Raw genomic sequence first — 21,046 nt, 5'->3', positions numbered from 1 at the left:
ACCACCTATACTGGACCGCAGGGGAGCTGTAGATGAGAGAGGAAAGGCAGCAGGGAGTGGAACCGCAGGATCAGGGGCCGGCCTCGTACCGGGTTGTGGGATTCGACGAGCTCGAGGGCTCGGCCGCCCAGCACTACCGTCGGCAGCGGCGGCGCCGACTGCTGCTCTTCGTCACGCTTCCCGGTCTTCTGCTCGGCACCGCGACGGTGGCCACGGCCTACGGCACCGGTCTCGTCGGTGGTCAGTCGCAGCCGGCCTGCACCTCGGTGAGCAAGCCGGCCCCCGAGCGCGACTCCTTCGACATCACCCTGCTCAACAGCAACGACACCAACGGCCTCGGCAGTGATGTCGCCCGCGAGCTGACGCTGCGTGACTTCAAGATCGCCTCCGTGGGCAATGCCGACAGCTCGGTCTACGTCAAGGGTGCCGCGACGATCTACTACGGCCCCGACGGGCGCGACAACGCGCTGCTGCTGCAGAAGCAGATCCCCGGCTCCAAGACGTGGAACGACGCCCGCCCCGGCGACAGCGTCCAGCTCGTCCTCGGCTACGGCTACGACAAGCTCGTCAAGGAGCCCGACCCGCCGCTGCCCGCGCCTTCCGAGATCACCCTCAACGTCTACAACACGACGTGGCAGGAGGGTCTGGCCTCCGACGTCGCCGGCGAGCTCAAGGACCGCAAGTTCAAGATCCGCTCGACGGGCAACGACCCGCAGATGTCCTTCCTGGAGAAGGAGGTCGCCGTCATCCGCTTCGGCCCCGAGGGCCAGCGCGCGGCCAAGCGTCTCGCGCAGCAGATCTCCGGCGCCCAGCTGCAGAAGGACGACCGCACGAGCGCCAAGGTCGACCTCGTCATCGGCAACAAGTGGAAGGGCCTCAAGCCCGAGTCCTCGGTGCCTCAGGTCAAGCCCTACGTCCGGCCCGCAGAGACGATCCAGGTGCCCTGCGGCGAGAAGAAGTGAACGTCGGCACGGTCGCGATCCTCACCGCCGGTGGGATCGCGCCGTGCCTCTCCTCGGCCGTCGGCGGGCTGATCGAGCGCTACACGCAGCTCGCCCCGCAGACCAGGATCATCGGCTACCTCGACGGCTACGCCGGCCTGCTCACCGGGCGCAGCGTCGAGATCACGCCCGAGGGCCGCGCCCAGGCCGGTCGGCTCCATGCCTTCGGCGGGTCACCGCTCGGCAACTCCCGGGTCAAGCTGACGAATGCGCAGGACTGCGTGCGGCGTGGCCTCGTGCAGGCGGGGGAGGACCCCCTTCGCGTCGCCGCGGAGCAGCTGGCCACCGACGGGGTCGACGTGCTGCACACGATCGGCGGCGACGACACCAACACCACGGCCGCCGACCTGGCCCGCCACCTCGCCGACACCGGTCGCGACCTGCGGGTCATCGGCCTGCCCAAGACGATCGACAACGACATCGTCCCGATCCGGCAGAGCCTCGGCGCGTGGACGGCCGCCGAGCAGGGCGCGCTCTTCGCGCGCAATGTCATCGGTGAGCACTCGTCCAACCCCCGCATGCTCGTCGTCCACGAGGTCATGGGTCGGCACAGCGGGTGGCTGACCGCCGAGACCGCCCGGCGCTACCGGGCCGACCTCGCCGGGCGTGACTTCGCCCCGGCGCTGGGCAACGACCCGCGGCGCTGGGACGTCCACGGTGTCTACCTGCCGGAGCTGCCCCTCGACCTCGAGGCCGAAGGGAGGCGCCTGGCCGCGGTCATGGACGAGCTGGGTTGCGTCAACCTCTTCGTCGCCGAGGGTGCCGGCGTCGACGACATCGTCGCGGCCATGGAGGAGCGCGGCGAGCAGGTGCCGCGCGACGCCTTCGGCCACGTGCGCCTCGACGAGATCAACCCCGGCGACTACCTCGCCTCCGCCTTCGCCGCGCGGCTGGGTGCCGACAAGTCGAAGGTGTGGAAGTCCGGCTACTTCGCCCGGTCGGCCGCGCCCAACGCCGAGGACCTCGAGCTCATCGCCCGCTGCACGACCCTCGCGGTCGACGCCGCCCTCGACGGCCGCTCCGGCGTCGTCGGTCAGGACAGCGAGCGCGGCGACGAGCTGCGGGTCATCGAGCACGATCGCATCGCCGGCGGCGGCGCCTTCGACCCCACCACCCCCTGGTTCGCCGAGCTGCTCCACGACATCGGCCAGGCCTGACGCTGCGCTGCCCGTAGCGGCGCCGCCAGTCGTGGTGTGGCTGCGCGGGCGCAGGGCTGGGGGAGGGGTCACGTCACGAGCGGGCGCAGGGTTGGGGGTCGGCCCGACTCATGAAGAAGTCCGGCTCCCCGCATCACGTGAGACGTCATTCCAAGCGGCCGGACTTCTTCTTAGGGCCACCCCCAAGCCCTGCGCCGGCGGACGGCGCAGGAGCCTGCACCCGCGCAGCAGGGCCGCAGCGTCAGTTGTGCTTGCGGCGCAGCGACCACATCTGCGGGGAGCGCTCGAGCTCGACGGCGACCTCCCAGGGGATGCCGCCGGGGGCCGTCTCGCGGCGGAAGCTGCGCACGAGGCGTCGGGCGAGCTCGGGGTCGGCGGCGACGCGCGCGGCGACGTCGCGGGCGGCCTGCTCGACCTCCTCGTCCTCGTGCACGGCCCACGCGAGGCCGAGCTCGACGGCGCGGGCGCCGCGGACCTCCTCGCCGAACAGCCCCATGGCCGCGGCCGTCTCGCGCCCGGCGGTGCGGTGCAGCAGCGACAGGTGCCCGCCGCCGGGGTGGATGCCGATCTGGGCGAAGCCGGGCAGCAGGCGCGCGGTCGACGAGACGATGCGCAGGTCGGTGGCCAGCGCGAGGTTGAGCCCGGCGCCGACAGCGGCGCCGCGCACGGCGGCGATCGTCGGCAGGTCGATGGTGCCGATGGTCGTGAAGGCCTCGTAGACCGTCTCGAGGTTGCGGTAGGCGGAGTCCTCGACCGGGTCGCGCCCGACGTCGGCGAGCACCTCGCGCACGGCGCCGGCGCAGAAGTGGGCCCCGCCGGTGACAACGACGGCCCCGACCTCGCGGTCGTCCTCGGCGGTGCGGGCGGCGTCGATGAGCTCCCTCGACATCTCCACCGACAGGGCATTGCGCCGCTCGGGGGCGTCGAGGGTGATCGTGGCGATGCCGTCGGCGACGGCGTAGCGGACCTCGGTCACGGGATCTCCTTCGTGTAGAACCACCGGCCACCTCGTCGGGTGAACTCGCTGCGCTCGGCGAGCTCACCCCCGTTGAACCTGGCGACGAAGTCGACGATGCCGGTCGTGTCGTCGGGGCCGCCGGCGACGACCTCGCGGACGTCGAGCCCGAGCCAGCGGGTGTCGTCGAGGTGCACCTGCTCGGGGCGGGTGCGGCCGTCCCACGTGCGCCACAGGTGCTCGGCATTGCCGTAGACGTGGGCGGTGTAGCGGCTGCGCATGAGCTCCTCGGCGGTCTCCGCCTGGCGTTCGCTGGCGAGCAGCGGGCCGCAGCAGGAAGCGAAGGGGGAGCCGGAGCCGCAGGGGCAGGGATCGGCGCTCATGGTGGCAGCGTAGTCAGGCGCTGCCGGGCCTCACCGGCGGGAGGCGGTGCTGAGGATGTGGCCGGAGAGGGTCTCGGCGAGGGCGTCGCCGTCGCCCTCCTCGAGCAGGTCGAGGAGGCGGTGGTGCTCCCGCGTGAGGGCCATCATGTGCGTGCGCGGCGTGGGCTCGCCGAGGCGGGCGAGCCGGACGAAGGACCCCAGCTGGTCGAGGAGGCGGTCGAGCGTCGGCATCGCGGCGACCTGGGCGAGCGCCCGGTGGAAGTCCTCGTCGGCCTCCATGAAGGCACCACTGTCGCCGGCGCGGGCATAGCGCCGCTGCCGCAGCACCATGAGGCGAAGGGAGTCGACGTCGCCCGACGAGCGGGTCGAGGCAGCGACGCGGGCGGCGGCCGTCTCGAGCGCGGCGCGGACGGTCGCGATCTCCTGCCGGTGCTCGGGGGAGACGTCGACGACGTGCAGCTGGCGGCGGGCGCCGGGGACGAGCAGCCCCTCGCTGCGCAGGGCGCGCAGCGCCTCCCGCACGGGGGTGCGGGAGACGCCGTGCGCCTGCGCCACGGCCACCTCGTCGACCGGGGACCCGGCGGCGAGCTGCCCACTGAGGATCTCGTCGCGCAGGGCGGCGTGCAGGCGCCCGGCCTTCGTCTCGGTCGAGGGGGAGGTCGTCATGATGGGCCTTACTTGGCGAAGATCTGCGACTCGTCGGCGAAGGCCTTGAACTCCATGGCATTGCCGGCCGGGTCGAGGAAGAACATCGTCCACTGCTCGCCGGCCTGACCCTCGAAGCGCAGGTAGGGCTCGATGACGAAGGTCGCGCCAGCGGCCTTCATCTTGCCCGCGAGGTCGTGGAAGTCGTCGTAGGAGAGCACCGCGCCGAAGTGCGGGACCGGCACCTGGTGGTCGTCGACGGGGTTGTGGCCGGCCGGGCCGGGGGAGCCGTCGGCGGTCTGGTGGGTGACGACCTGGTGGCCGTAGAAGTTCCAGTCGACCCAGAGGGTGTCGGAGCGGCCCTCCTCGAGGCCGAGGACGCCGCCGTAGAACTCGCGGGCCTTCGTGATGTCGTCGACGGGGATGGCCAGGTGGAAGCAGGGGCGTGCGGTCATGGAAAGGGTCCTCCTCGGGGCGGGTTTGGCAAGTGTATACAACTGGAGGAGTTGTATACAACGTCGACCGGTTCGTGGTCACCAACGACGCCGGGCCGCACCACAGGTACAAAAAAACCGGCTCAGGTCCGCAGTGCTGCGGACCTGAGCCGGTTTCACCGGGTCGGGGTGACAGGATTTGAACCTGCGGCCTCGTCGTCCCGAACGACGCGCGCTACCAAGCTGCGCCACACCCCGTGGTGCCTGCGCCTCTCGTCTCCGATCGGCGCCAAGGAAGGATAACCCAGTCCCCACCCGGATCGACAATCGGGGTCAGGGAGTGCCCAGCGTCTCCGACGTCGGGTCGAAGGGGAGGGTGTCGGTGATCGTGTCCGCCGGCGGGGTGTCCGTGGTCGGGGCGCTCGGGACCTCGGTGTCCTCGGGTGGCGGGGGGAGCTGTTCGGTCGGCTGCTCCGGGGGAGGCACGTAGGTCGGCGGGGCGGAGGTCGAGGTCGGCTCGGGGACGTAGGTGTCGGTCGGGACCGGTGTCGACGTGCTCGTCGGCTCGGGGACCACCTCGTCCGTCGTCGTCGGCTCGGGCTCCGGCGTCGAGGTGCTCGACGTCGTGCTCGAGGTGCTCGACGACGTGCTCGAGCTCGTCGAGGTCTTCGTCCGCGTCCTCGTGCGCGACGTCGACGACGACGTGGGCGACGGCGTGCTCGTCGTCAGCGTCGGGGCGGGCGGTACGTCGACCGCGGGCTTCGCGCTCGCCAGCGCCCACGACGAGGTGCCGCCGGCGAAGACGAGGGCGGCGGCCAGGGTCGCGGCCTCGCGCAGGTTCATCGGACTGACCCGGCCGGGACGAGGGTGAGGAGCGTGGCCTCGGGGCGGCAGGCGAAGCGCACCGGAGCGAAGCGCGAGGCGCCCAGCCCGGCGGAGACGTGCAGCCACGCTGCGTCGGCGGGCTCCGGGCCGCCGGCTCCGGCCCCCGGCCACCAGCGGGAGACCCCCTTCGCCCGTCGGCGGTCGAGGTCGCAGTTGGTGACGAGGGCGCCCACCCCGGGCACGCAGAGCTGGCCGCCGTGCGTGTGCCCGGCGATGACCACGCGCGCGCCGTCGGCGGTCATGGCGTCGAGGACGCGCTGGTAGGGGGCGTGGGTGATGCCCAGGGTCGTCGCCGCCGGGTCGGCCGGCGCGGCCACCGAGGCGTAGTCGTCGCGGTGGATGTGCGGGTCGTCGACGCCGACGAGGTCGAGTCGGCTGCCCGCGACCGACAGGCTCGTGCGTGCGTTGTCGAGATCGACCCAGCCACCCGAGGCCAGACCCTCGCGCAGCTGCTCGGTCGGCAGCTCGACGCGGCGACCGACGACCTTGGCGTGGTCCTTGGTCAGGTAGCGGGCGGGGTTCTTGGGCACCGGCGCGTGGTAGTCGTTGGACCCCATGACGAAGGCGCCGGGGCGCTCGAGCAGCGGCGCGAGCGCGTCGAGCACGGTCGGCACGGCCTCGAGGTGGCTGAGGTTGTCGCCGGTGTCGACGACGAGGTCGGGTTCGAGGGCGGAGAGCTCGCGCACCCACTGGGCCTTGGCCCGCTGCCCCGGGACCATGTGCAGGTCGCTCACCTGCAGGATCCGCACGGGCAGCGCGTCGGCCGGCAGGACCGGCACGGCATAGCGGCGCAGGGCGAAGAGGCGCGGCTCGACGAGGGTGCCCCACGCGAGCGCGGCGGCCCCGGCGGCGGCCGTGCCGGCAGCGAGGCGGGCGACGGGGGAGGAGGTCACCGGGTCATCTTCGCAAAAGGTGGGCGACGTGGTGCGGTCCGGCTGAGACAATCGGGTCATGACCGACTCCCTCAAGGCCACCCTCCAGCACGACCTGCACGACGCCATGCGTGCCCGTGAGCAGGTGCGCGTCGCCACCCTGCGCATGACGCTCACCGCCATCAGCAACGCCGAGGTGGCGGGGGAGTCGGCGCGCGAGCTCAGCGACGACGAGACGCTCAAGGTCGTGGCCAAGGAGGCCAAGAAGCGCAAGGAGTCGGCGACCGCCTACCGCGACGCCGGCCGCCCCGAGCTGGCCGAGCGTGAGGAGGCCGAGCTCGTCGTGCTCGAGGCCTACCTGCCGGCCCAGCTGGGCGACGACGAGCTCACCGCGATCGTCGACCGTGCGGTCGAGCAGGTCGGCGCGACGTCGATGGCGCAGATGGGGCAGGTCATGAAGGTCGCCCAGGCCGAGATCGCCGGCCGTGCCGATGGCGGCGCCGTGGCTGCCAAGGTCAAGGCCCGGCTCGCCGGCTGACCCCGGCCCCGGCATGACGAAGGGGGGCGCTCACCTCGCGAGGTGAGCGCCCCCCTTCGTGCTGCTGCGGCGTCAGCCGTCGCCGTTGCCGTTGCCGTTGTTGCCGGTCCGGCGGTTGCCGGTCGTCTTCGGTGACGAGCTCGGCCGGGAGGAGCTCGGCCGTGAGGAGCTCGTGCGTGACGACGTCGACGACGGGCGGCTCGACGAGCTGCTGCTCGTGCGCGAGGTCGAGCTCGGCCGCGAGGAGGAGCTCGACGGCTGCGGCGCCTGTGTCGTCGTGGGTGCCGGGGCGACCGTCGTCGACGGGGCCGGAGGGGGGGTGTACGGCGCGACACCACTGGAGATGTACATCGTCACCGTCGTGCCCTTGAGGGCCTGACCGGATGGCTGCGTGTAGGCGATGCCGCCGGCCTGGGCCGTGGAGTCGACGACGCTGCCCTCCTTGACCTTGAAGCCAGCCTTCTCGATCTTCTCCTTCGCCTGCGTCGGCCCCATGCCGGTGACGTCGGGGATGCTCCGCAGGTCGCCGTTGAGGACCTTCTTGCCCGGCTTGGTGAAGGAGCGCTTCTTCATGTCCGCGGACGCGGAGTTCATGACGTCCTTCCAGATCGGCGCGGCGATCGTGCCGCCGAAGACCTGGTCGTAGAAGCGGCCGCCGAGGGTGATGCCGTCCATGTCGTACTCACGGATCGGCGAGCCGACCCAGATGGCCGTGGACAGCTGGGGGGTGTAGCCGGCGAACCACGACTGCTTGTGGTTGTCGGTCGTGCCCGTCTTGCCGGCTGCCTGACGGCCGTCGGCGAGGCTGTTGCCGGCCGCGGTGCCGCCCTCCTGGAGGGGGCCGAGGAGCAGCTGCGTGACGCCGCGGGCGACGCCCTTGTCCATGACCTGCTTGCAGGCGGGCGGCTTGATCTTCATCTTCGTGCCGTTGGCCGTGGTGATCGACTCGATCGGGTTTGGCGGGCAGTACTTGCCGTCCGCCGCGAGGGTCGCGTAACTCGAGGCGAGCTGCAGCGGGGAGGTCGAGTCGGAGCCCAGGACGATGTTGGAGATCGCGTAGTCGTCCTTGACCTTCTGGCCGCCGGCGTAGCTCAGGCCGTAGGGCAGGCCGTAGCCGTCGGTCAGGCCCATCTTCGACATGACCTTGGGGATGTTGCACGAGCCGACGTCGGAGGCGAGCTGGGCGAAGGCGGTGTTGATCGACTTCTTCGTCGCCTCGGCCAGGGTCATGCGACCGCCGACCGTGTAGTCGTTGGAGACCGCCCAGACCGGGTCCGTCGTCGTGCAGTTCTTCTGGAAGTCGCTCGGGTGGAAGTTGTGCGGGGTCTTCACGCCGGCGGTGGGGGCGTCGACCGTCGAGGTGAGCGGCTTGCCCTTCTCGAGGGCCGCGACGAGGGCATACATCTTCGCCGTCGAGCCGATGGCGAAGCCGTTGGTGCCGCCGTACTGGGCGGGGACGGTCCACGCCTGCTCGGAGTAGCGGGTCGAGGCCTTTTTGAGGCCGATCTTGTACTGCGAGGTCTGGGCGATGGCACGGACCTTGCCGGTGCCCGGCTCGATCATCGCGCCGGCCGCGCCGAAGCGCTCGGTGCCTTCGGGCACGCGCTCGGTGAGCTCGCTGCGCATCTTCTTCTGCCAGTCGCGGCGCAGCGTCGTCTTGATGGTGAAGCCGCCGGTGTTGATCGCCTGCATGCGCGCGTCCGGGTCGGGCCCGAGCTCGGGCATCTGGCGCAGGTACTGGATGACGTAGTTGCAGAAGTACGGGTCGACCGCCTTGGAGCAGGTGCCGCCCTCGTTCTCCTTGATCTTGAGCGTGCTCTTGACGCTCTGCTTCTTCGCCGCGTCGGCCTGCGCCTTGGTCACCATGCCGAGCTGCTGCATGCGGTTGATGACCAGGTCGCGCCGCTCCTGGACCTCCTCGGGGTTGGTCCGGGGGTTGAGCCGGCTGGGCGACTGCACGACGCCGGCGAGCGTGGCCGACTCGGCCAGGTCGAGCTCGGAGGCGTGCTTGCTGAAGAAGTGCTTGGCCGCGGCCTCGACGCCGTAGGCCTGGTCGCCGTAGAGCGCGAGGTTGAGGTAGCCGCCGAGGATCTGGTCCTTGGTGTGCGTCTTCTCGACGTTGAGCGCGTACTTCAGCTCCTGCAGCTTGCGGCTGTAGGTCTGCTCGACGGCGCGCTGGGCGGCTTCCTTGTCGTCCTCGCGAACCGCCTTCTCCTGGAGCATGAGCTTGACGTACTGCTGGGTGATCGAGGAGCCACCCTGGGTCTCGCCCGAGCTGACGTTGGACACGAGGGCGCGGGCGGTGCCGCGCACGTCGATGCCGCCGTGCTCGTAGAAGCGGCTGTCCTCGATGGCGATCTGCGCCTTGCGCATCGTCGGCGAGATCTTGCTCAGCGGCACGACGATGCGGTTGGCGTCGTAGGGCGTCGCGAGCAGCTTGTTGTCCGCCGAGTAGATCTTCGACTGCTGGGCCAGCGAGGTGGCCGTGAACTCGCTGTCGAGCGAGTTGAAGCCGTTGGCAGTGGCCTGGGCCGCCCCGCCGGTCGCCCCTGCGAGCGGGATGACCAGGCCGGCGCCCACGAGGCCGATGCCGACGGCCACGGCGACGAAGGCGCCGAGCAGTCGGAAGAGGTGCGGCATCCCGGAGTCAGACATGCTCGACAGGGTAACCGGGCTACCTGTACGTCCCCGGGAGCCCGCGCGGCGGGTGACGAGACGGACGAAGGGGGGGGCCGCCCCCGGTCAGCGACCGCCCAGCGCCGCGCCGATCTCCCGCAGACCGGCCAGATCGTGGATGTCGAGCGACTGCGCGGGCACGGCGCCGGTCGGCACCCCGGGGTGCGAGGTGCGGAAGCGGGTGATCATCGCCCGGTGGCGGGCGGCCGTCTCGGCGACCTCGACGTGCACCCGCAGCAGGGCGACGGCGAGGTCGTGCCCGCCGATCTCCTCGAGGGCCGCGGCGGCATCCTCGGCGCGGCCCGCGCCGAGCTGCTTGGCCGCCGCCATGTGCACCCGGTTGACGAGCACGCCGGCGAGCGGCATCCGGTCGGTCGCCAGACGCTCGATGAAGAAGCCCGCCTCACGCATCGCGTCCCGCTCGGGGGCCGCGACGACGACGAAGGCCGTCTCCGGTCGCGAGAGCAGGGCATAGGTCTCGTCGGCGCGCTGGCGGAACCCGCCGAACATCGTGTCCATCGCGGCGACGAAGGTCTGCACGTCGCGCAGGAAGTCCCCGCCGAGCAGCTTCGTCATGATGCCGCTCGCGAGGGAGACGCCCGCGCTGAAGACCTTGAGCGAGGCGCGGCCGCCGACCTTCGCCGGAGCGGTGAGCAGCCGGATGAAGCGGCCGTCGAGGAAGGAGCCGAGTCGCTTCGGGGCGTCGAGGAAGTCGAGGGCCGAGCGCGAGGGTGGGGTGTCGACGACCACGAGGTCCCAGTCGCGGGAGCCGTCGGCCATCTGGGCACGCAGCTGGCCCAGCTTTTCCATCGCCATGTACTCCTGCGTCCCGGCGAAGGAGCTCGAGACGGCGATGTAGAAGGGGTTGGCGAGGATCTGCGCGGCCTTGTCGGGGGTGGCGTGGGCCTCGACGACCTCGTCGAAGGTCCGCTTCATGTCGAGCATCATCGCGTCGAGCGAGCCACCGGCGCTCGTGTCGATGTCGGCGACCGGCCGCGGGGTGTTGTCGAGCTCGTCGAGCCCGAGCGACTGGGCGAGCCGCCGGGCGGGGTCGATCGTCAGCACGACGACCCGCCGGCCCTGCTCGGCCGCCCGCACCGCGAGGGCGGCCGCCGTCGTCGTCTTGCCCACGCCGCCGGAGCCGCAGCAGACGATGATCCGTCGCTCGGGGTCGCCGATGACGGCGTCGAGGTCGAGTCCCACGTCGGTCGCCATCAGATCGCCCCCTGCTCGTCGAGGTGGTCGGCGAGCAGGCGCAGGGCGCCCGACTCCACGCCGTCGGCGAGGTGCGGCAGGACCCGCACCGGCACGGGGAGCTCGCGCAGCACCTCGCGCTGCTGCGCCTGCAGCCGGGCCCGGTCGACGTGGTCGGCGCCCTCCTCGAGCAGCCCGGCGAGCAGCGCCGGCCCGGTCCTGACGTCGACGGCCGCGAGCGCGGCCTCGAGGGCCTCGCGCACCGCCGGGTCCCGGTCGGCGACGGCCGAGGCGTCCGCGTCGGCGACGAGCGGCTGGCGCACGCCGTTGGCGATGACGGACCCGATGCGAAGGGAGAGCCCGCCCAGCTCGTCGATGGCGTCGATGGTCTCCTGCACGGGCATCTCCTCGAGGAGCGTCACGAGGTGCACGGCCGTCGTCGGGCTCTGGAGCAGCCGGGTGATCGAGTCGGCCTGGTTGCGCACGGGTCCGACCTTCGCCACCTCCGAGACCTCGGAGTTGACGTTGAGGAAGCGACCGATCCGTCCGGTCGGCGGGGCGTCGAGGACGACGGCGTCGAAGACGGGGCGCTTCTTCGCCCCCTTCGTCACCCGTCCGACCGCCTCGTAGACGCGGCCGATGAGCAGGACGTCGCGCACGCCGGGGGCGATCGTCGTCGCGAAGTCCACGGCCCCGACCTTCTCGAGCACGGAGCCGGCGCGGCCGAGCTTGTAGAACTTCTGCAGGTACTCGAGCAGGGCGGTCTTGGCGTCGACCGACAGCCCGACGACCTCGCCGCCGGAGGGGTCGGTCACCAGGGTGCGCTCCTCGGTGCCCAGCGGGGCGACGTCGAGGACCTGCGAGAGGCCCTGGCGGCCCTCGACCTCGGCGAGCAGCACCCGCTGCCCGCGGGACGCCAGCGCCAGGGCCATGGCCGTGGCGACCGTGGTCTTGCCGGTGCCGCCCTTGCCGGTGACGGCGTGCAGGCGGACGGGGGAGGAGGAGGGGCCGGTCACGCGATCAGCCTACGAGTAGGGTGCCGACATGACCCAGTGGGAGTACGTCACCGTGCCGCTCATCGTCCACGCGACCAAGCAGATCCTCGACCAGTGGGGCGAGGACGGCTGGGAGCTCGTCCAGGTCCTGCAGGGCGACGGGGGCAACCTCGTGGCCTACCTCAAGCGACCCAAGGGCGACTGATGGGACGCATCGACGAGCGGCTCGCCGAGCTGTCCATCACGCTGACGGACCCGCCCGCCCCGGCCGGGGCCTACGTGCCGGCCATCGTCGACGGCACCCACGTGCTGACCTCCGGGCAGCTGCCCTTCGTCGACGGTGAGCTGCCCGTCACCGGCCACGTCGGCGCCGAGGTCGACCCCGAGCAGGCCAAGGCCGCGGCCCGGCAGTGCGCGATCAACGCGCTCGCCGCGATCCGCGCGGCCGTCGGCGACCTCGACCGGATCGAGCAGGTCGTCAAGGTCGTCGGCTTCGTCTCCAGTGCCCCCGACTTCACCGGCCAGCCGGGAGTCATCAACGGCGCGAGCGAGCTCCTCGGCGAGGTCTTCGGCGCCGCCGGTGAGCACGCCCGCTCTGCCGTCGGGGTGGCCGCGCTGCCGCTCGGGACCCCGGTCGAGGTCGAGGTGACGGTCAGGCTCCGCGACTGATGGGCCAGCGCGACTTCGTCCTCGGGCCGCTGCGCGAGTCCCTCCTCGGTCTCGACGGGAGCCGTCGCGAGGTGACGGATCCGGCCCCGACCAAGCTCGCGTCGACCGTCATGCTCGTGCGCGACGACGAGGGGCCGCTCGAGGTCTTCATGCTGCGCCGGGTCTCGTCGATGGCCTTCGCGCCCTCGATGCACGTCTTCCCCGGTGGGGGAGTCGACGTCCGTGACGCCGAGGACGAGCTGCCCTGGGCCGGGCCCTCCGTCGAGGAGTGGGCCGAGGTCTTCGGCACCGACGAGGCGAGCGCGCGCATGCTCGTCGCCGCGGCCGTGCGCGAGATCTTCGAGGAGACGGGCGTGCTCCTCGCCTCGCCCGCGTCCGCCGAGGGCGACGGCACCGCTGCCGGCGCGGACGAGGCGCCGCTCCTCGACCCCGAGGTCGCCGGCGACCTGCGTGCCCGGCTCGTCGCCCACGAGATCGGCTTCGGCCAGGTGCTCCTCGAGCACCACCTCGTCCTGCGCAGCGACCTGCTGCGCTACCGCGCGCACTGGATCACCCCCGAGGCCGAGCCGCGTCGCTACGACACCCGGTTCTTCGTCGCGGCCGTGCCCCCGGGGCAGGAGCCCGACGGCGAGACGAGCGAGGCCGACCTGTCCGAGTGGGTGCACCCGCGCGACGTGCTCGATGCCTTCGAGGACGGCGACCTCATGCTCATGCCGCCGACCCTCGTCTGCCTCGAGCAGCTCGCCGAGGTCTCCACCGTGAGCGGCGCCCTCGGTCAGGACCTGCCGATCGCGCCGATCATGCCCCGGCTCGTCGACACCGACGCCGGCCCGGCGATGCGGGCGGACCTGCCGTGAGCGCCGTCGCCCCGGAGCCGTCCGCCCCCTTCGGCCAGTGGACCGGGGGGCAGATCACCGAGCACGCGCACTGCCTGCTCCAGGGCAACCCCGGCCCCATGACCCTCGACGGCACCAACACGTGGGTGCTCCTGTCGCCCGGCGGGAGCGAGGCCATCGTCATCGATCCGGGTGAGGACGAGGCTGCTCACCAGCAGCGGGTCGTCGACCACGTCGCCGCCCTCGGCGCGCGGGTCGCGCGCATCGTGCTCACCCACGGGCACCACGACCACAGCGAGGGGGCGCCTCGTCTCGCCCGTCTGACCGGTGCTCCGGTCCAGGCGGTCGGGCGCGGCCACGACGACCTCGCCGACGGAGACGTCCTGCGGGCCGGCGACCTCGAGGTGCAGGTCGTCGCCACCCCCGGGCACACGGCGGATTCGGTCTCCTTCGCGCTCGCCGCCGACCACGCCCTGCTCACCGGCGACACCGTCCTCGGGCGCGGCACGACCGTCGTCGCCCACCCCGACGGTGAGCTGGCTGCCTACCTCGACTCGCTCGAGCGGATCAAGGCGCTCACCGGCGACGGTGGCGTCGCGCAGATCCTGCCCGGCCACGGCCCGACCGTCCCCGACGCGAGCGCGATGGTCGACTTCTACCGCACGCACCGCCGCGAACGCCTCGACCAGGTGCGCGCCGCCGTCGCCGACGGCGCGACCGACGCCGACGCGGTCGTCGCGACCGTGTACGCCGACGTCGACCGCTCCGTGTGGCCGGCCGCCAAGATGTCGGTCCTCGCGCAGCTGCGCTACCTCGAGTCGGCCTGAGCCTCGGCTGCTGCCTCCCCGGCGCTCGCCGCACTCCGGGTGCGGCTGGGTGCGCTCCCGAAGGGCGGGGGTGGCCCTAAGAAGAAGTCCGGCTGCTTGTTCTGACAGCTCACCACGGTGATGCGGCCGGACTTCTTCATGAGTCGGGTCACCCCCGCCCTTCGTCCGCTTCCGCCTCTCGCCCGTGGTCGGGCCACCCTGCCCTTCGACCGCGTCGGACCGGCGGGCCCGGTGGTGGTGACTCGCGGGTACGACGATCACTCCTGGCACGGGGGACGGCGACATGCCCGGTGTTGCGGGCGCTGGAGTCTGCCGGGCCCGCGAGTGGTCGTCGTACCCGCGGGTCATCTGGCGCCACGGCACGCACGAAGGGCCCGGCGCCAGAGGCGGCCGGGCCCTTCGCGAGGGGTGCGGGTCAGCGAGCGCGACGCTGGAGGCGCTCGACGTCGGTGAGGAGCACCGCGCGGGCCTCGAGGCGCAGCCAACCGCGCGAGGCGAAGTCGGCGAGGGCCTTGTTGACCGTCTCGCGGGAGGCGCCGACGAGCTGGGCGAGCTCTTCCTGGGTGAGGTCGTGGGCGACCATGACGCCGTCCTCGACCGGGCGGCCGAAGCGCTGGCTCAGCTCGAGCAGGGCCTTGGCGACGCGACCCGGCACGTCGGTGAAGACGAGGTCGGCGAGGTTTTCGTTGGTGCGGCGCAGACGACGCGCGAGCGCGGCGAGCAGCGTGCCGGCGATGCGCGGGTGCGCGCCGAGCAGCTGGCTCAGCTGCTCGTTGCCCAGGCCGATGAGCTGGGTCTCGGCGACGGCGGTTGCGGTCGCGGTGCGCGGACCCGGGTCGAAGAGGCTGAGCTCGCCGAGCATCTCGGAGGGGCCGAGGATCGCAAGCAGGTTCTCGCGGCCGTCGGTGGAGGAGCGGCCGAGCTTGATCTTGCCCTCGGCGATCACGTAGAGCCGGTCACCCTGGTCCCCTTCGTTGAAGAGGACGTCGCCGCGCTCCATGCGCACGGGCGTCATGGACGCCATCACCTGCGCGGCATCGGCGTCGTCAAGGGTCGCGAAGAGCGGGGCGCGGCGTACGACATCGAGGTTCACACCGGGCAGTGTGCCACGATGCCGCGCGCGAGGGGGCCCTAGGCTGCGGGGGTGTCTGCCGATCGAGTCGAGTCCCCGCTCGCCCTGACCCGCCGCGCCCGACGGATGTACCGGTTGCTGCACGAGCGCTACCCCTACGCCCACTGCGAGCTCGACTTCGACACCCCGCTCCAGCTCCTCGTCGCCACGGTGCTGTCCGCGCAGACGACCGACGTCATGGTCAACAAGGTGACGCCGACCCTCTTCGCCCGGTGGCCCACGGCGGCCGACCTGGCCGCCGCCGACCGCACGGAGATGGAGGAGGTCCTGCGGCCCACCGGCTTCTACCGCGCGAAGACCAACTCCGTCCTCAAGCTGGCTGCGGCGATCGTCGAGGAGCACGAAGGGGAGGTCCCGCCCCGTCTGCAGGACCTCGTCAAGCTCCCCGGCGTCGGCCGCAAGACCGCCAACGTCGTCCTCGGCAATGCCTTCGACGTCCCGGGCATCACCGTCGACACCCACTTCGGCCGGCTCTCCCGGCGCATGGGCTGGACCGACGAGGAGGACCCGGTCAAGGTCGAGCACGCCGTCGGTGCGCTCATCCCGCGCAAGGAGTGGACGATGCTCAGCCACGTGGTGATCTTCCACGGCCGGCGCACCTGCCACGCCCGCCGACCCGCGTGCGGCGCCTGCCCCGTGGCCCGGCTCTGCCCGTCCTACGGCGCGGGCGAGACGGACCCGGACCAGGCGGCGAAGCTGCTCAAGTACGAGCTCGCCCCCGGAGCCGCACGATGACGGCGGACCCGACCCCGGCGCCGCCGACCTGGCTGCTGGAGGCCGAGGCCGCCCTGCGTGCCGACCTCCCGTCGTGGTTCACCGACTTCGCCCCGCCGCCGGACCCGCAGCGCCGCTCCGCCGTCCTCATGCTCGTCTCGCCGGGGGAGAGCGGCCACGACATCGTCCTCACCGAGCGTTCCGGCCACCTGCGCAGCCATGCCGGTCAGGTCTCCTTCCCGGGCGGCAAGCTCGACCCGGGCGAGACCCCCGTCGACGCGGCCCTGCGCGAGACGTGGGAGGAGGTCGGGGCCGATCCCGCCGGCATCGAGATCATCGGGTCCTTCCCCGACCTGTGGTTGAGCCCGAGCGCCAATGCAGTGACGCCGGTGCTCGGCTGGTCGCCGGAGCCGGGCCCCCTTCGCGTCGTCGATCCCGGCGAGGTGGCGCGCGTGGAGCGCATCCCCGTGGCGGATCTCGTCGATCCCGCCAACCGCTTCATGGTCAAGGGGCCGAGCGGTTACGTCGGGCCGGCCTTCGAGGTCGCGGGCCTCTTCGTGTGGGGCTTCACGGCCCAGCTGGTGAGTGTCCTGCTCGACGCGGCGGACCTCACCGAGCCCTGGGACGAAGGGAGGCGGCGTCGCCTCCCGTGGCGCTACGTCAAGCCCTACCTCACGCAGGGTGTGCGGCGGTCAACCACGCGCTGAGCGCGTCGGTGACCTCCTCGGGAGCCTCCTCGGGCACGAAGTGCCCGGCGCCGGCCACGCTGGCTCGGGCCAGCGGCCCCTCGACGAACCGAGAGCTCTCGGCGGCGAGCACCGGCAGCGAGGTGTGGTCCTCGGCGCCGTGCAGCTGCAGCACGGGCACGTCGATGCGGCCCTGCAGCTTGTGCAGGTAGCGCACCCCGCTCGGCGTGAGCCGGCAGCGGTAGAACCAGCGGTGGTACTCGGCGGCGGCCTGCCCGGCGAAGGGGACGGACATCGCTTCGGTGTAGCGCTCGGTGACCTCGTCGGTGATCCACGAGGTGTCGCTGCCGGACCAGGCGTTCAGCCGGCGGGAGACGGTGAGCGGCTGACGCTCGGAGGCGAAGGGGGCCTGCATCGCGCGCAGGTACTGGTTGGCCCGCCACTGCAGCGGGTGGCGCCACATGGCGCGGTGGAAGACCGCGGGATGGGGGACGCCGAAGGGAGCGATCGCCCGGGTCACGCCCGACTGGTGGGTCGGCATGCTCCACACGACCCAGCCGCCGAGGCCGAGACCGACGAGCGCCGCGTCGTCCGCGCCGAGGCTGCGGACGATCGCGGCGAGGTCGTCGCAGGCGGTCGCCAGGTCGTAGCCGGCGGGCGGCTTGTCACTTGCGCCGAAGCCGCGCAGGTCCACCGCGGCGGCGCGGTAGCCCTGCGCGGCGACGGCCGGCAGCTGGTGGCGCCAGGCCCACCAGAACTGCGGGTAGCCGTGGACGAAGAGGACGAGGGGCCCGCTCCCGGTGACGGCCACGTGGAAGCGGGCGCCGTTCGCCGAGACGAAGCGGTGCTCCCACGGGCCGTCGACGAGGGCGGCCGCGGCGTCGGGCGGGTTCAGCTGCCCGGCTTGATCGCGGCGACCGTGTCCTGGGCGTTGCGGATCGCCTTCTGCGGGACGGTGTTCTCCTTGGCCTTCTTCAGCGCCTTGAGGCCGACGAAGCCCAGACCAGCGGCGATGAGGAAGAGGACGACCGTGATGATGAGGTAGCCCGCCCACACGGGCAGCCAGATGGCGATGACCCTGGCCAGCGTGTGGAAGAGGAAGATCAGGCCGAGCAGCGCGAGGAAGCCGGCGACGGCGAGCAGGCCCGCGCCCTTGCCGCCGAAGGACAGGCCCTTGGTGACCTCGGCCTTGGCCAGCTGGATCTCGCTCTGCACGAGGGCCGAGATGTCGTGCGTGGCGTCGGAGACGAGCTGACCGACGGTGCGCTCGGTCTCGCCGGGTGCGGGCTGACCGACGAGTCGTCGGGTGACGGGGTCGGTGCTGCCGGTGCGGGCGTGATCGTTGCTCATGCTGCTCCTGCTCGTGTCGACGTGACCTGCCACAGGGGTGGCGTCTTCGGTCGCCCAGCCTACCCACGAGTTTCCCGCGCGCCCGGCATCCTCCCTTCGTCGACGCGACGGCAACGTCCCGGGGAAGTCATGGTGAACCCTGTGCACCACACCCCCGTTGTGGTCGGCACGAGGGGCGAAGGGGGTCCACCATCGGGGTATGAGCTACGGCGAGGAGACGGAGCCACTCGCGATCGCGCACCGCGGTGGGGCCCACCTGGCGCCCGAGAACACCTTGGCTGCCTTCGCCATCTCCACGGCTCTGGGCCTGCGCTACCTCGAGTCGGACGTCAAGCTCACGGCCGACGGTCAGCTCGTCTGCTTCCACGACGACACCCTCGACCGGGTCACCACGGGGACCGGGCGCGTCGGCGCCCACACCCTGGCCGACCTCGATCGTCACGTGCGTGTGGGTGGGACCGAGCCGATCCCCACCCTCGAGGAGGCGCTGCGGAGCTTCCCGGACGCCTGCTTCACCGTCGACCTCAAGGACCGGGCGGCGATCGCGCCGATGGCGCGGTTGCTCCAGCGACGTGACTACGCAGAGCGGGTGTGCGTCGCCGGCGCCTGGGACGGGTGGCTGCACCTGCTCGCCTCGCAGGCACCGCACGTGCGCACGGCACTGGGATGGCGATCGCTCACCGCCCTCATCTCCGCATCCAAGGCGGGACTGCAGCCACCGGCGGCCGTGGTGCGCGGGCGCTTCGCCCACGTCCCCGTCCAGCTGGGCCGGCTGCCGATCCACTCCGCCTCGCTCGTGCGCCGGGCTCACCGGCTGGGGGTGCGCGTCGTCGTGTGGACCGTCGACGAGCCCCGGCTGATGCACGAGCTGCTCGACATGGGGGTCGACGGGATCATCACCGACCGGCCGGATGTGCTCCGCACGGTGATGATCCAGCGCGGGACCTGGGCCCCGATGAGGGGTCTGAGGGCCTCCGGCAGAGGCGATTTGGCGTCTGCGGCATCGGTGATCTAATGTTCTCGACGTCAGCCCGAGAGGGAGGAACGGACACCAAGCGGTGACTCGAGAAGTCACCCCAGGCAGGCCGGTCCCGCGAGCTGACAGCCCTCATCCGAGTTACTCGGATCCGGTCGATCAGGTCGGAACCGCGGATTTGGAACCGAGCAGCCCCGCTGCTACGGTGGGCCACCGCTGAAGATCCAAGCGCGATCAACAACGGCCGCTCCAAGAGCGGATCACGAAGTTGGCGCCCAAGCATGGACAGTGGTAAGTTAGAGAAGTTGCCCCTTGAAGCATCTGGCCGGAGACGGTGGGTGGTGATGGGTGTGCGTGTGAATCTTGAGAACTCAACAGCGTGTCAAAAATCGATGCCAATACCTCGTCTTGGCTGGTTGTGCCTGGTCCTGCGTTCGTGGGGTTGGGTGTGATTGGTCGGATGAATTTTTTCCTTTGGTTGACAATGAATGAACTCAGCGATTGCGCTGGTTGTTCTTGCTCAGTCATGGTTCAGCCCTTTGTTGGGTTACTGATTGGCTCTGATGCTCGCTTCGGTGGGTGTTGGGGTTTTTAATCATCAACGGAGAGTTTGATCCTGGCTCAGGACGAACGCTGGCGGCGTGCTTAACACATGCAAGTCGAACGGTGAAGCTCCAGCTTGCTGGAGTGGATCAGTGGCGAACGGGTGAGTAACACGTGAGCAACCTGCCCCAGACTCTGGAATAAGCGCTGGAAACGGCGTCTAATACTGGATACGAGATCAAGCCGCATGGTTATGGTCTGGAAAGTTTTTCGGTTTGGGATGGGCTCGCGGCCTATCAGCTTGTTGGTGAGGTAATGGCTCACCAAGGCGACGACGGGTAGCCGGCCTGAGAGGGCGACCGGCCACACTGGGACTGAGACACGGCCCAGACTCCTACGGGAGGCAGCAGTGGGGAATATTGCACAATGGGCGAAAGCCTGATGCAGCGACGCCGCGTGAGGGATGACGGCCTTCGGGTTGTAAACCTCTTTCAGCAGGGAAGAAGCGAAAGTGACGGTACCTGCAGAAGAAGCACCGGCTAACTACGTGCCAGCAGCCGCGGTAATACGTAGGGTGCGAGCGTTGTCCGGAATTATTGGGCGTAAAGAGCTTGTAGGCGGTTTGTCGCGTCTGCTGTGAAAATCCGGGGCTCAACCCCGGACTTGCAGTGGGTACGGGCAGACTAGAGTGTGGTAGGGGAGACTGGAATTCCTGGTGTAGCGGTGAAATGCGCAGATATCAGGAGGAACACCGATGGCGAAGGCAGGTCTCTGGGCCACTACTGACGCTGAGAAGCGAAAGCATGGGGAGCGAACAGGATTAGATACCCTGGTAGTCCATGCCGTAAACGTTGGGCGCTAGGTGTGGGACTCATTCCACGAGTTCCGTGCCGCAGCTAACGCATTAAGCGCCCCGCCTGGGGAGTACGGCCGCAAGGCTAAAACTCAAAGGAATTGACGGGGGCCCGCACAAGCGGCGGAGCATGCGGATTAATTCGATGCAACGCGAAGAACCTTACCAAGGCTTGACATATACCGGAAACTTCCAGAGATGGTTGCCCCCTTTGGGTCGGTATACAGGTGGTGCATGGTTGTCGTCAGCTCGTGTCGTGAGATGTTGGGTTAAGTCCCGCAACGAGCGCAACCCTCGTTCTATGTTGCCAGCACGTAATGGTGGGGACTCATGGAAGACTGCCGGGGTCAACTCGGAGGAAGGTGGGGATGACGTCAAATCATCATGCCCCTTATGTCTTGGGCTTCACGCATGCTACAATGGCCGGTACAAAGGGCTGCGATACCGCAAGGTGGAGCGAATCCCAAAAAACCGGTCTCAGTTCGGATTGGGGTCTGCAACTCGACCCCATGAAGTCGGAGTCGCTAGTAATCGCAGATCAGCAACGCTGCGGTGAATACGTTCCCGGGCCTTGTACACACCGCCCGTCAAGTCACGAAAGTCGGTAACACCCGAAGCCGGTGGCCCAACCCTTGTGGGGGAGCCGTCGAAGGTGGGACTGGCGATTGGGACTAAGTCGTAACAAGGTAGCCGTACCGGAAGGTGCGGCTGGATCACCTCCTTTC

General features: G+C 70.6%; 22 protein-coding genes, 1 tRNA gene and 1 rRNA gene. 12 read left to right on the top strand and 12 right to left on the bottom strand.

Annotated elements, in window-relative coordinates:
- Window positions 1–56 precede the first annotated feature (56 nt).
- Window positions 57–962, top strand: a complete 906-nt coding sequence (locus NMQ01_RS13340) for a LytR C-terminal domain-containing protein (protein ID WP_255184402.1) — start codon at window positions 57–59, stop codon at window positions 960–962.
- Window positions 959–2,158 (top strand): pyrophosphate--fructose-6-phosphate 1-phosphotransferase, encoded by a 1,200-nt coding sequence (locus NMQ01_RS13335; RefSeq protein ID WP_255184401.1) that lies wholly within the window; start codon window positions 959–961, stop codon window positions 2,156–2,158. Before NMQ01_RS13340 ends, NMQ01_RS13335 begins: the two co-directional genes overlap by 4 nt.
- 241 nt (window positions 2,159–2,399) lie before the next feature.
- Here the strand turns inward: NMQ01_RS13335 and NMQ01_RS13330 are convergent, their stop codons facing one another.
- The 5 genes from NMQ01_RS13330 to NMQ01_RS13310 all read right to left on the bottom strand — a co-directional run bounded on the left by NMQ01_RS13330 (window position 2,400) and on the right by NMQ01_RS13310 (window position 4,833).
- A complete protein-coding gene (locus NMQ01_RS13330; RefSeq protein ID WP_255184400.1) occupies window positions 2,400–3,134 on the bottom strand; it encodes an enoyl-CoA hydratase-related protein in 735 nt (244 codons plus the stop codon).
- Entirely contained in the window at window positions 3,131–3,496 is a 366-nt protein-coding gene (locus NMQ01_RS13325; RefSeq protein ID WP_255184399.1) for a YchJ family protein, read from the bottom strand. Before NMQ01_RS13325 ends, NMQ01_RS13330 begins: the two co-directional genes overlap by 4 nt.
- Before the next feature lie 30 nt (window positions 3,497–3,526).
- Entirely contained in the window at window positions 3,527–4,162 is a 636-nt protein-coding gene (locus NMQ01_RS13320; protein WP_255184398.1) for a GntR family transcriptional regulator, read from the bottom strand.
- Between the two features lie 8 nt (window positions 4,163–4,170).
- Window positions 4,171–4,596 (bottom strand): VOC family protein, encoded by a 426-nt coding sequence (locus tag NMQ01_RS13315; RefSeq protein ID WP_255184397.1) that lies wholly within the window; start codon window positions 4,594–4,596, stop codon window positions 4,171–4,173.
- 163 nt (window positions 4,597–4,759) lie between these two features.
- Window positions 4,760–4,833 (bottom strand) — tRNA-Pro (locus NMQ01_RS13310).
- A gap of 271 nt (window positions 4,834–5,104) precedes the next feature.
- Here NMQ01_RS13310 and NMQ01_RS13305 point away from each other — a divergent pair.
- Window positions 5,105–5,446: a hypothetical protein gene (locus tag NMQ01_RS13305; protein WP_255184396.1), complete on the top strand. Its 342-nt coding sequence runs from the start codon at window positions 5,105–5,107 to the stop codon at window positions 5,444–5,446.
- On the opposite strand, the gene NMQ01_RS13300 is transcribed toward NMQ01_RS13305, so the two are convergent.
- Complete coding sequence (locus NMQ01_RS13300; protein ID WP_255184395.1) at window positions 5,415–6,353, bottom strand: metallophosphoesterase; 939 nt, start codon at window positions 6,351–6,353, stop codon at window positions 5,415–5,417. The two genes, NMQ01_RS13305 and NMQ01_RS13300, sit on opposite strands and share 32 nt — an antisense overlap.
- Window positions 6,354–6,411: 58 nt before the next feature.
- Between NMQ01_RS13300 and NMQ01_RS13295 the strand changes: the two genes are divergently transcribed.
- The gene (locus NMQ01_RS13295; RefSeq protein ID WP_255184394.1) at window positions 6,412–6,870 is read left to right on the top strand and encodes a GatB/YqeY domain-containing protein; all 459 of its coding nucleotides are present in this window, start codon (window positions 6,412–6,414) and stop codon (window positions 6,868–6,870) included.
- A gap of 72 nt (window positions 6,871–6,942) precedes the next feature.
- Here the strand turns inward: NMQ01_RS13295 and NMQ01_RS13290 are convergent, their stop codons facing one another.
- The 3 genes from NMQ01_RS13290 to NMQ01_RS13280 all read right to left on the bottom strand — a co-directional run bounded on the left by NMQ01_RS13290 (window position 6,943) and on the right by NMQ01_RS13280 (window position 11,756).
- Entirely contained in the window at window positions 6,943–9,525 is a 2,583-nt protein-coding gene (locus NMQ01_RS13290; RefSeq protein ID WP_255184393.1) for a penicillin-binding protein, read from the bottom strand.
- A gap of 87 nt (window positions 9,526–9,612) precedes the next feature.
- Window positions 9,613–10,761 carry an ArsA-related P-loop ATPase gene (locus NMQ01_RS13285; protein ID WP_255184392.1) on the bottom strand — a complete coding sequence of 383 codons (1,149 nt, stop codon included), beginning with the start codon at window positions 10,759–10,761 and terminating at the stop codon, window positions 9,613–9,615.
- Window positions 10,761–11,756: an ArsA-related P-loop ATPase gene (locus NMQ01_RS13280; RefSeq protein ID WP_255184391.1), complete on the bottom strand. Its 996-nt coding sequence runs from the start codon at window positions 11,754–11,756 to the stop codon at window positions 10,761–10,763. The genes NMQ01_RS13285 and NMQ01_RS13280 overlap by 1 nt, the downstream gene beginning before the upstream one ends.
- A gap of 28 nt (window positions 11,757–11,784) precedes the next feature.
- Here NMQ01_RS13280 and NMQ01_RS13275 point away from each other — a divergent pair, with 28 nt between their 5' ends.
- The 4 genes from NMQ01_RS13275 (at window position 11,785) to NMQ01_RS13260 (ending at window position 14,067) form a co-directional block, all read left to right on the top strand.
- Complete coding sequence (locus NMQ01_RS13275) at window positions 11,785–11,940, top strand: DUF4177 domain-containing protein (RefSeq protein ID WP_255184390.1); 156 nt, start codon at window positions 11,785–11,787, stop codon at window positions 11,938–11,940.
- Window positions 11,940–12,404: a RidA family protein gene (locus tag NMQ01_RS13270; protein ID WP_255184389.1), complete on the top strand. Its 465-nt coding sequence runs from the start codon at window positions 11,940–11,942 to the stop codon at window positions 12,402–12,404. The genes NMQ01_RS13275 and NMQ01_RS13270 overlap by 1 nt, the downstream gene beginning before the upstream one ends.
- On the top strand, window positions 12,404–13,261 hold the full coding sequence (locus NMQ01_RS13265) for an NUDIX hydrolase (protein WP_255184388.1): 858 nt from the start codon (window positions 12,404–12,406) through the stop codon (window positions 13,259–13,261). The genes NMQ01_RS13270 and NMQ01_RS13265 overlap by 1 nt, the downstream gene beginning before the upstream one ends.
- Window positions 13,262–13,359: 98 nt before the next feature.
- Window positions 13,360–14,067 (top strand): MBL fold metallo-hydrolase, encoded by a 708-nt coding sequence (locus NMQ01_RS13260; RefSeq protein WP_255186380.1) that lies wholly within the window; start codon window positions 13,360–13,362, stop codon window positions 14,065–14,067.
- 415 nt (window positions 14,068–14,482) lie between these two features.
- Here NMQ01_RS13260 and NMQ01_RS13255 read toward each other — a convergent pair whose 3' ends face one another.
- Window positions 14,483–15,160 carry a Crp/Fnr family transcriptional regulator gene (locus NMQ01_RS13255; protein WP_255184387.1) on the bottom strand — a complete coding sequence of 226 codons (678 nt, stop codon included), beginning with the start codon at window positions 15,158–15,160 and terminating at the stop codon, window positions 14,483–14,485.
- Window positions 15,161–15,265: 105 nt separating this feature from the next.
- Here NMQ01_RS13255 and nth point away from each other — a divergent pair, with 105 nt between their 5' ends.
- Entirely contained in the window at window positions 15,266–15,934 is a 669-nt protein-coding gene (gene nth, locus NMQ01_RS13250) for an endonuclease III (RefSeq protein WP_255186379.1), read from the top strand.
- The gene (locus NMQ01_RS13245) at window positions 15,931–16,620 is read left to right on the top strand and encodes a CoA pyrophosphatase (RefSeq protein ID WP_255184386.1); all 690 of its coding nucleotides are present in this window, start codon (window positions 15,931–15,933) and stop codon (window positions 16,618–16,620) included. Before nth ends, NMQ01_RS13245 begins: the two co-directional genes overlap by 4 nt.
- Here the strand turns inward: NMQ01_RS13245 and NMQ01_RS13240 are convergent.
- Complete coding sequence (locus tag NMQ01_RS13240; RefSeq protein ID WP_255184385.1) at window positions 16,586–17,410, bottom strand: alpha/beta fold hydrolase; 825 nt, start codon at window positions 17,408–17,410, stop codon at window positions 16,586–16,588. The genes NMQ01_RS13245 and NMQ01_RS13240 overlap by 35 nt on opposite strands.
- 80 nt (window positions 17,411–17,490) lie before the next feature.
- Complete coding sequence (locus NMQ01_RS13235) at window positions 17,491–17,949, bottom strand: phage holin family protein (protein ID WP_255184384.1); 459 nt, start codon at window positions 17,947–17,949, stop codon at window positions 17,491–17,493.
- 199 nt (window positions 17,950–18,148) lie between these two features.
- On the opposite strand from NMQ01_RS13235, the gene NMQ01_RS13230 reads away from it, so the two are divergent.
- On the top strand, window positions 18,149–18,964 hold the full coding sequence (locus tag NMQ01_RS13230; RefSeq protein WP_255184383.1) for a glycerophosphodiester phosphodiesterase family protein: 816 nt from the start codon (window positions 18,149–18,151) through the stop codon (window positions 18,962–18,964).
- 559 nt (window positions 18,965–19,523) lie between these two features.
- Window positions 19,524–21,045 (top strand): 16S ribosomal RNA (locus tag NMQ01_RS13225).
- The last annotated feature ends 1 nt before the right edge of the window (window position 21,046 follow it).

The organism is Janibacter sp. CX7 (genome assembly GCF_024362365.1).
Classification (GTDB): domain Bacteria; phylum Actinomycetota; class Actinomycetes; order Actinomycetales; family Dermatophilaceae; genus Janibacter.
The sequence above is the reverse complement of the archived record's forward strand: the minus strand, read 5'-3'. Positions and strand labels throughout refer to the sequence as shown.

Excerpts from the sequence above, each read along its gene's own strand:
- NMQ01_RS13230 (WP_255184383.1), top strand. The coding sequence starts at position 18,149 with ATGAGCTACGGCGAGGAGACGGAGCCACTCGCGATCGCGCACCGCGGT.
- NMQ01_RS13265 (WP_255184388.1), top strand. The coding sequence starts at position 12,404 with ATGGGCCAGCGCGACTTCGTCCTCGGGCCGCTGCGCGAGTCCCTCCTC.
- NMQ01_RS13320 (WP_255184398.1), bottom strand. The coding sequence starts at position 4,162 with ATGACGACCTCCCCCTCGACCGAGACGAAGGCCGGGCGCCTGCACGCC.
- NMQ01_RS13285 (WP_255184392.1), bottom strand. The coding sequence starts at position 10,761 with ATGGCGACCGACGTGGGACTCGACCTCGACGCCGTCATCGGCGACCCC.
- NMQ01_RS13295 (WP_255184394.1), top strand. The coding sequence starts at position 6,412 with ATGACCGACTCCCTCAAGGCCACCCTCCAGCACGACCTGCACGACGCC.
- NMQ01_RS13270 (WP_255184389.1), top strand. The coding sequence starts at position 11,940 with ATGGGACGCATCGACGAGCGGCTCGCCGAGCTGTCCATCACGCTGACG.
- NMQ01_RS13325 (WP_255184399.1), bottom strand. The coding sequence starts at position 3,496 with ATGAGCGCCGATCCCTGCCCCTGCGGCTCCGGCTCCCCCTTCGCTTCC.
- nth (WP_255186379.1), top strand. The coding sequence starts at position 15,266 with ATGTACCGGTTGCTGCACGAGCGCTACCCCTACGCCCACTGCGAGCTC.
- NMQ01_RS13275 (WP_255184390.1), top strand. The coding sequence starts at position 11,785 with ATGACCCAGTGGGAGTACGTCACCGTGCCGCTCATCGTCCACGCGACC.
- NMQ01_RS13245 (WP_255184386.1), top strand. The coding sequence starts at position 15,931 with ATGACGGCGGACCCGACCCCGGCGCCGCCGACCTGGCTGCTGGAGGCC.
- NMQ01_RS13260 (WP_255186380.1), top strand. The coding sequence starts at position 13,360 with ATGACCCTCGACGGCACCAACACGTGGGTGCTCCTGTCGCCCGGCGGG.
- NMQ01_RS13290 (WP_255184393.1), bottom strand. The coding sequence starts at position 9,525 with ATGTCTGACTCCGGGATGCCGCACCTCTTCCGACTGCTCGGCGCCTTC.
- NMQ01_RS13235 (WP_255184384.1), bottom strand. The coding sequence starts at position 17,949 with ATGAGCAACGATCACGCCCGCACCGGCAGCACCGACCCCGTCACCCGA.
- NMQ01_RS13315 (WP_255184397.1), bottom strand. The coding sequence starts at position 4,596 with ATGACCGCACGCCCCTGCTTCCACCTGGCCATCCCCGTCGACGACATC.